8 protein-coding genes are annotated in these 7,939 nt (G+C 68.3%); all 8 read left to right on the plus strand.

The window, feature by feature from the left end; genetic code table 11:
• Window positions 1-114: 114 nt before the first annotated feature.
• The 8 genes from ACK59X_RS00820 to ACK59X_RS00855 all read left to right on the plus strand — a co-directional run bounded on the left by ACK59X_RS00820 (window position 115) and on the right by ACK59X_RS00855 (window position 7,293).
• A complete protein-coding gene (locus ACK59X_RS00820; protein ID WP_409954556.1) occupies window positions 115-504 on the plus strand; it encodes a DUF934 domain-containing protein in 390 nt (129 codons plus the stop codon).
• 36 nt (window positions 505-540) lie between these two features.
• Window positions 541-1,164, plus strand: a complete 624-nt coding sequence (locus ACK59X_RS00825) for a phosphoadenosine phosphosulfate reductase family protein (RefSeq protein ID WP_409954557.1) — start codon at window positions 541-543, stop codon at window positions 1,162-1,164.
• Window positions 1,165-1,333: 169 nt separating this feature from the next.
• Window positions 1,334-2,290 carry a sulfate adenylyltransferase subunit CysD gene (gene cysD / locus ACK59X_RS00830; protein ID WP_409954558.1) on the plus strand — a complete coding sequence of 319 codons (957 nt, stop codon included), beginning with the start codon at window positions 1,334-1,336 and terminating at the stop codon, window positions 2,288-2,290.
• Window positions 2,290-3,645: a sulfate adenylyltransferase subunit 1 gene (locus ACK59X_RS00835; protein ID WP_409954559.1), complete on the plus strand. Its 1,356-nt coding sequence runs from the start codon at window positions 2,290-2,292 to the stop codon at window positions 3,643-3,645. The genes cysD and ACK59X_RS00835 overlap by 1 nt, the downstream gene beginning before the upstream one ends.
• Before the next feature lie 147 nt (window positions 3,646-3,792).
• Window positions 3,793-4,122 carry a ferredoxin FdxA gene (fdxA, locus tag ACK59X_RS00840; protein ID WP_409954560.1) on the plus strand — a complete coding sequence of 110 codons (330 nt, stop codon included), beginning with the start codon at window positions 3,793-3,795 and terminating at the stop codon, window positions 4,120-4,122.
• Window positions 4,123-4,149: 27 nt separating this feature from the next.
• Window positions 4,150-5,229 carry an NAD(P)/FAD-dependent oxidoreductase gene (locus ACK59X_RS00845; RefSeq protein ID WP_409954561.1) on the plus strand — a complete coding sequence of 360 codons (1,080 nt, stop codon included), beginning with the start codon at window positions 4,150-4,152 and terminating at the stop codon, window positions 5,227-5,229.
• Window positions 5,230-5,281: 52 nt separating this feature from the next.
• On the plus strand, window positions 5,282-5,983 hold the full coding sequence (locus ACK59X_RS00850) for a response regulator transcription factor (RefSeq protein ID WP_409954562.1): 702 nt from the start codon (window positions 5,282-5,284) through the stop codon (window positions 5,981-5,983).
• On the plus strand, window positions 5,980-7,293 hold the full coding sequence (locus ACK59X_RS00855; RefSeq protein WP_409954563.1) for an ATP-binding protein: 1,314 nt from the start codon (window positions 5,980-5,982) through the stop codon (window positions 7,291-7,293). The genes ACK59X_RS00850 and ACK59X_RS00855 overlap by 4 nt, the downstream gene beginning before the upstream one ends.
• The last annotated feature ends 646 nt before the right edge of the window (window positions 7,294-7,939 follow it).

Below are 7,939 nucleotides of genomic sequence, written 5' to 3' on the forward strand. Positions count from 1 at the left end.
ACCGTGCGCCGCGCCGGGCTGGACCCGTTCAAGGAAGCCGCCAAGACGGCCCGCCACAAGGAAGACGTCGTGGCTGCGGCCTGAGCCGCCTCGCCCCTGATAAAGAGAATTCCCATGAAGATACTTGCATCCCAAGACCACCAGGCACCGGCTGAAGGCGACCCACGCACCGTGGCGCTGGCCAACGATGCCGACGCGCTCAAGCTCAACCTCGATGGCGTGGAACGCGTGGACCTGCATTTCCCCAGCTTCACCGATGGCCGCGCCTTCAGCCAGGCCTTCCTGCTGCGCCGCCGCCGCGGCTTCAAGGGCGACATCCGCGCCACGGGCGACGTGCTGATCGACCAGCTGGTGCAGATGCAGCGCACGGGCTTCTCGTCGGCCGTGCTGCGCGATGGCGTGGACCCGGCCGACGCGGCGCGCCAGTTCGCCATGTTCCCTGGCTACTACCAGGGCGACGCGGTGAACCACCAGCCGATCTTTGCCGACAAGGCCACCGCGTAAGCGCCAAGGCCCAAGCCCAGCCACTCCCCACATACCATGAGCCAATTCGATCTCGCATCCGTCAACGCCGAACTCGGCCGCAACGCCGAAGGCCTTGTTGCCTGGGCCCTGGGCCTGGGCCAAAGCCCGATCGTCACCACCAACTTCCGCCCTTTCGAAGCCGTGATCCTGCACATGGTGAGCCGCCTACAGCCCGATGTGCCGGTGGTGTGGATGGACAACGGCTACAACACCGAGGCCACCTACCGCTTTGCCGACGAGGTGACAAAGCAACTGGGCCTGAACCTGCAGATCTACCTGCCGCGCCGCTCGCGTGCGCACCGCGAGGCCGTGGAAGGCGCGACGCCGGGGCTGGACGATCCGCGCCACGCGGCTTTCACCGAGGAAGTCAAGCTCGAGCCCTTTGCCCGCGCCCTGCGCGAGACGGCCCCCAAGGTCTGGTTCACCGCGCTGCGCGCCACCGACACCGCCGTGCGCGCCCAGATGGACCCGGTGAGCATCAACCCCGACGGGCTGATCAAGGTGGCGCCGCTGCTGCACTGGTCGTCCAAGGAGCTGTACGAGTACTGCCAGAAACACGGCCTGCCCAACAACTTCGACTACGTGGACCCCACCAAGGGCGAAGAGAACCGCGAGTGCGGCCTGCACATCGCGCATTGAATCCGGAAATGACTCCCCCTGAGCCGCTTCGCGTCTTCCCCCTCTCTCGCTGCGCGGGAGGGGGACGCACCCGGTGGCCCGGCAAAGCCGGTTCCACGGGTGCACTGGCCTCGAGTGCGCCAGTGGCATGCGCTGCAGCCCTTGAACCGATGACTGAGAGCACCCGATCATGAACGCACGCACCGACTCATCGCTGCTTGAGAAGAAAACCAACAATATGAGCCACCACCTGAACAATTCGCACCTCGATGCCCTGGAAGAGGAAACCATCTTCATCCTGCGCGAGGTGGCCGCCGCCTTCGAGCGCCCCACCCTGCTGTTCTCGGGCGGCAAGGACTCGCTGGTGATGCTCAAGTGCGCGGAGAAGGCTTTCGGCTCGGGCCGCATCACCTACCCGCTGCTCATGATCGACACGGGCCACAACTTCAAAGAGGTCACGGACTTCCGCGACTCCCGCGCCAGGGAGCTGGGCGCCGAGCTCATCGTGCGCAGCGTCGAAGACTCCATGGCGCGCGGCACGGTGCGCCTGGCCCACCCGGGTGAGAGCCGAAACGTACACCAGTCGGTCACGCTGCTCGAGGCCATCGAGGAGTTCCGCTTCGACGCCCTGATCGGCGGTGCCCGCCGTGACGAAGAGAAGGCCCGCGCCAAGGAGCGCATCTTCTCGCACCGCGACAGCTTCGGCCAGTGGCAGCCCAAGGCCCAGCGCCCCGAGCTGTGGACCCTGTTCAACACCCGGCTGCAGCCCGGCGAGCACTTCCGCGTGTTCCCCATCAGCAACTGGACCGAACTCGATGTGTGGCAGTACATCGAGCGCGAGCAGATCGGCCTGCCCAGCATCTACTACACGCACAAGCGCGAGGTGGTGGACCGCAAGGGCCTGCTGATGCCCGTGACCGAGCTGACGCCACCGCGCGAAGGCGAGACCGTGGAGACGCGCGACGTACGCTTTCGTACCGTGGGCGACATCACCTGCACGGCCCCGGTGGAAAGCACGGCGGCCACCCCGGGCGAGATCGTCATCGAGACCCTGGCGGCCGACGTGAGCGAGCGCGGCGCGACCCGCATGGACGACAAGACGAGCGATGCCTCGATGGAAAAGCGCAAGAAGGACGGGTATTTCTGATGACGACGACCGCACACCCAAGCACCGCCCCGGCCGCAGCCAGTGCCGGCACCCACGCATCGGCCCTCAAGTTCATCACCTGCGGCAGCGTCGATGATGGCAAGAGCACGCTGATCGGGCGCCTGCTGGTGGACAGCAAGGCCGTGCTGCAGGACCACCTGGCCGGCGTGCAGCGCCAGGGCGAGACCGACCTGGCCCTGTTGACCGACGGCCTCTCGGCCGAGCGCGAGCAGGGCATCACCATCGACGTGGCCTACCGCTACTTCGCCACCGAATCACGCAAGTTCATCATCGGCGATGCGCCGGGCCATGAGCAGTACACGCGCAACATGGTCACCGCCGCGAGCAGCGCCGACGCCGCCGTGGTGCTGGTCGATGCCACCAAGCTCGACTGGCAGAACCCGGACCTCGCACTGCTGCCGCAAACGCGCCGCCACTCGCTGCTGGTGCATCTGCTGCGCGTGCACTCGCTGGTGTTCGCCGTGAACAAGCTCGACGCCGTGGCCGATCCGGCCCTGGCCTTCGCCCACATCAGCGCGGCCCTGGCAAAGTTCGCTGAGGCCGCGGGCATCGCCGTGCGCGCCACGGTGCCCGTCTCGGCCCTGAAGGGCTGGAACGTGGTCGACGCCCATGCCGGCTGGTGCGGCTACAACGGCCCGGCGCTGCTCGATGTGCTGGAGCAGTTGCCCAACACTCCAACCGACACAGGGCTGCCCCTTGGCTTCCCGGTGCAGTGGGTCGAGAAGTTCTCGTCCTCGTCCGACACCTCGCAGGGCCGCCGCGTGTTCTGGGGCCGCGTGGCCGCGGGCAGCGTGGCACCCGGCACGGCCGTGCAGGTCTTCCCGAGCGGACAGAGCGCCACCGTGGCCCAGGTGCTGGACCATGCGCGCCGCCCCACGGGCGTGGACGCAGGCCAGAGCGCCGGCATCATCCTCGACCGCGAGGTGGACGTCTCGCGTGGCGACTGGATCCTGGCCGCCCCGACCGTTGCGGCGACGGCAGAGGACGATTTCGACACACCGGCCTCCGTGCCGGCCTGGCCCGCCAGCCGCGAACTGCTGACCACCGTGGCCTGGATGGACGACGAGCCGCTGGTGGCCGGCCGCGTGTACTGGGCGCTGCACGGGCACCGCTGGGTCAAGGCCAAGGTCAAGCGCGTGGTGCACCGCCTGGACATCAACACCCTGGCCGAGGAAGCCGCCACGCAGCTCGAACCCAACGCCATCGGCCATGTGGAACTGCTGCTGCAAGAGCCCCTGCCCGCCGCCCCGTTCAAGCAGGCGCGCGTGCTCGGCTCGCTGATCCTGGTGGACACGGCCAGCCACAAAACGGCCGGTGCCGTGCTGGTCAATTGACCAGGTTATTGATCCTCATTCTCAACCAGGCTGCATTTGCATGCCGAAAACCCATGGGTCGCCCTGCAAGACCCATGGTCCTCGCAACCCAAGGCCGGTGAAAGCTTCTAAAATCGAGGGTTTTCACCGACCCACACACGCCCCGTCATGACCCACGTCGTCTCCGAAAACTGCATCAAGTGCAAGTACACCGATTGTGTGGACGTCTGCCCCGTCGACTGCTTCCGTGAAGGCCCGAACATGCTCGTCATCGATCCCGATGAGTGCATCGACTGCGCCGTCTGCATCCCTGAGTGCCCGGCCAACGCCATCTTCGCCGAAGAAGACCTGCCGGCCGACCAGATTGCCTACATCAAGATCAACGCCGACCGGGCCTTCGCCGACGGCTGGAAGAGCATCACCAAGCGCAAGCCCGCCCTGCCCGACGCCGACGAGTGGAACGGCAAGCCCGGCAAGGTCAACGAGCTGGCCCGCTGAGCGACAGACATCGCACGTTCGCCCCCGGTGTCCACGCCTGCGCAGCCCGCCTCCCCCATCGCCACGGATGCCGTGGTCATCGGCGCAGGCCCCGTGGGCCTGTTCCAGGTCTTTCAGCTCGGTCTGCAGGGCATCACCGCCCATGTGATCGACGCCCTGCCCCATGCCGGCGGCCAATGCGTGGAGCTGTACGGCGACAAGCCCATCTTCGACATCCCCGGCGTGCCAGTGTGCAGCGGGCGCGAACTGGCGGCCCTGCTGCTGCAGCAGATCGCACCGTTCAAGCCGCACTGGCACCTCTCTGCCTTGGTCTCCTCCGTGGTGCTGCAGGACGACGGGCGCATCCTTGTAGAAACGAACCAGGGACAGGCTTTGCTGGCCCGCGCGGTCTTCATCGCCGCAGGCGTGGGGGCCTTCGTGCCACGCACGCTCAAGGTCGAAGGCATCGAAGCCTGGGTGGGCACGCAGGTGCACTACCAGCACCTGCCCGCCGGCAAGCCGGTGGCCGGCCAGCGCATGGTGGTGCATGGCGGCGATGACGCCGCCGTGGCCCATGCCATCGCACTGGCGGCGCTGCCCGCCGCAGAGGCTCCATCGAGCATTCGCCTGCTGTACCGGCGCGATGCCTTCCAGGCACCGGCCGAACAACTGCAACAGTTGCAGGCCCTGCGCGATGCGGGCCGCGTGGAAGTCATCGTGGGCCAGATCACCGGCGTGGTGGCCGAGGCCGGGCGCCTGGCTGCGCTGCGGGTGGTGGACACCGAAGGCCAGACGGCCAACGAGCCGCTGGACTGCCTGATCGCCGCGCTGGGCATCTCCCCGCGCCTGGGGCCCATCGCCGACTGGGGCATCGCCATCGAGCGCAAGCAACTGGTGGTGGAGACCGCCAGCTTCCGCACCAGCGTGCCAGGCATCTACGCCGTGGGCGACATCAACACCTACCCGGGCAAGCGCAAGCTCATCCTGTGCGGTTTTCACGAAGCCACGCTGGCCGCCTTCGCCGCGGCCGAGGCCCTCACGGGCGACAAGGTGGCGCTGCAGTACACCACCACCAGCCCGCGCCTGCATGCGCTGCTGGGTGTGGCCACGCCCCAGGCGGCGTCCTGATCCGACGGGGCTGTTGTGCTAACTTCAGCCCCTCAACTGCCAGAGACTTTGCATGACCCGCTGCCTGCTGGTGGATGACGATCCCGCCATCCGCACCCTGCTGCTTGACTACCTGGGCACCTTCGGCTTCACGACCGAGGCCGTGGGCGATGGCCGGGGCATGCGCGCCGCCCTGGCGCGCCAGGGCTTCGACGTGGTGCTGCTCGATTTGATGCTGCCCGACGAGGACGGCCTCAGCCTGTGCCAGTGGGTGCGCCGCGACCATGGGCAGTTGCCCGTGATCGTGCTCACCGCCCAGGGCGACCCCATGTCGCGCGTGCTCGGCCTGGAACTGGGGGCCGACGACTATCTGGCCAAGCCCTTCGAACCGCGCGAGCTGGTGGCGCGCATCAAGGCCGTGCTGCGGCGCGGCGCAGCGCCCCCACCGCAGGCCGATGCGCCCCAGGTGCGCTTCGAGGGCTGGACCTTCGACCGCCTGCGCCGCGAACTGGTCTCGCCCGACGGCACCATGGTGGCCCTGTCGAGCGCCGAGTTCCGTTTGCTCGAAGCCTTTTCCGCCCACGCGGGCAAGGTGCTCAGCCGCGACCGGCTGCTGGACCTGTCGCGCGCGCCCGGCGTGGTGGTCAGCGACCGCAGCATCGACCTGGCCGTCTCGCGCCTGCGCGGCAAGCTGGGCAAGGGCCAGCGCGACCGGCCGCTGATACGCACCATGCGCGGCGAGGGCTATCTGTTCGACGTCGAGGTGCAGCGGTGAAACCTGCAGCGCCGGGCAGCCGCTGGAACTGGCGCCGCCTGGACACGCTGTTCCTGCGGCTGTTCATCCTGATGTGGGTGGCGCTGGCGGGCAGCCACCTTGTGGCCTATCTCACGGTGACCAAGCTGCGCCACCAGCAGGACCTGTCCACCACCCTCTCGCGCCTGCCGCCCCTGGCCACGCTGCCGCCCGGCAATCCTCTTACCGGCGCTGGCGTGCCCGGCGGACCTCCAAGACCCGGACCAGGGATGGGCCCGGGAGGACCGCCACCCATGGGTGGCGAACGCATGGCCCAACCACCGCTGCAACCGCCGGGTGGAACCGCCGCAGGCGGCGACGGCCGGTTTCCCAACCCGTTCGCCGCAGGCAACCCGCCGCGCATGGGCGGAAGCCCCATGCCCGGCAGCTCCCAGTGGATGGACTATGGCATCCGCTTCGTGCTGATCGGCGTCGCGGCCTTCCTGGGCGCGCGCTGGCTTTCGCGCCCCATGCTGCGCCTGTCCCATGCGGCCAGCGCGCTTTCCGACAACATCGACAAGGGCGGCAAGCCACCCCTCATCGACGAGACCCTTGGCACCGTGGAGGTGCGCAACGCCGCCCAGGTGTTCAACCAGATGTCGCAGCGCCTGAAGGAGCAGTTCGACGCGCGCGGCCTGCACATGGCCGCCGTTTCGCACGACCTGCGCACGCCGCTGACCCGGTTGCGCATGCGCGTGGCCCAGTGGCCCGAGGGCCCGGCGCAGCAGGCCGCCATCAACGACATCCGCGAGATGGACGAGATGATCGGCGACACCCTGGCCGTGCTGCGCGAGCAGCACGAGGGCAGCGAAGCGCGCTCCATCGACCTGGTGGCCCTGCTCCAGGCCCTGGTGGACGACCTGGCCGACCAGGGCCAGCCGGTGGAGCTGTTGCCGCCTGCCACCGACATGCCCGTGCGCGTTCGCGCCCGCACGGCCGCCCTGCGCCGCGTGATCGGCAACCTGGTGGGCAATGCCGTGCGCCATGGCGGCGGCGCCACCCTCACCGTGCATGCCTTGCCCGAGGGGGTGGTGCTGCACATCGACGATTCGGGGCCTGGGATTCCCGAGGCGCAGCTGGAGCAGGCCTTGGAGCCCTGGGTGCGCCTGTCGCGGGATGCGGCGCCCCCCGCCCATGCCATGGCGGGCGAGCTGCCGGCGCGCACGGCCGGTTATGGGCTGGGGCTGGCCATTGCGCGTGATCTGGCGGAGCGTGATGGTTGCAGGCTGGGTTTGCACAACCGGCCTGAAGGTGGTTTGCGGGCGCAGTTGGTGATGCCGCTGGCAGGTTGACCGCTGTTTTTGGCGAGAGGCCTGCGGTGCATCTGCTTGTGCTGGTACTGTTTTTAGCGGTGTGCCTTAGGTAAGGGCGGAGGCCGGGATGTGCGCCCGGCGGCGCACCCACCTTCTTTTGCGTCGCCAAAAGAAGGTGGGCCAAGAAAAGGCGACCCCCAGTCTGCGTCCCTCCGCTTCGCTGCGGGCAACCTGCGATGCTCGGATCTGGGGTGGTGCCGCAGAACTCGCTGCGTTCTTCGAACTCCGCTCAAACAGCTGCGGCAAGCTAGACAACGAAGCGTGTGTGTCCTTCGGCACACACGCCCACCCCAGCTCCTGCGCTTCTCGGCGCAGCCAGCAGGGGTGGGGAGCGGGGTCAAAGACGGCTGCTGCTTCGCAGCTGCGCCTGGAGTCGGTTACGCGCTGCGCGCTGCCGACGGGCTGGGCGATCGCCCTGGCGAGCCGAGCGCAGCGAAGGACCACAGGCCGAGCGAAGCAATGGCCCGTATGGAGCCCGCTCCCCCCCCCTTCTGACCGTGCCGAGAAGCGCAGGGTCTGGGGTGAGCGCGTGCCGAAGGACACGCGCATCGTCATCTGGCTCGCCGAAGCTGTTTGACCGCAGCTGCCTCGCAGAGGCAGCGCAGGGAGTTCTTCGGCGTCACCC

Origin of the sequence: Acidovorax sp., assembly GCF_046339755.1 — a bacterium.
Lineage (GTDB): Bacteria > Pseudomonadota > Gammaproteobacteria > Burkholderiales > Burkholderiaceae_C > Acidovorax.

Coding starts and splice junctions, on each gene's coding strand:
- ACK59X_RS00835 (WP_409954559.1), top strand. CDS start 2,290: ATGACGACGACCGCACACCCAAGCACCGCCCCGGCCGCAGCCAGTGCC.
- cysD (WP_409954558.1), top strand. CDS start 1,334: ATGAACGCACGCACCGACTCATCGCTGCTTGAGAAGAAAACCAACAAT.
- ACK59X_RS00850 (WP_409954562.1), top strand. CDS start 5,282: ATGACCCGCTGCCTGCTGGTGGATGACGATCCCGCCATCCGCACCCTG.
- ACK59X_RS00825 (WP_409954557.1), top strand. CDS start 541: ATGAGCCAATTCGATCTCGCATCCGTCAACGCCGAACTCGGCCGCAAC.
- ACK59X_RS00820 (WP_409954556.1), top strand. CDS start 115: ATGAAGATACTTGCATCCCAAGACCACCAGGCACCGGCTGAAGGCGAC.
- fdxA (WP_409954560.1), top strand. CDS start 3,793: ATGACCCACGTCGTCTCCGAAAACTGCATCAAGTGCAAGTACACCGAT.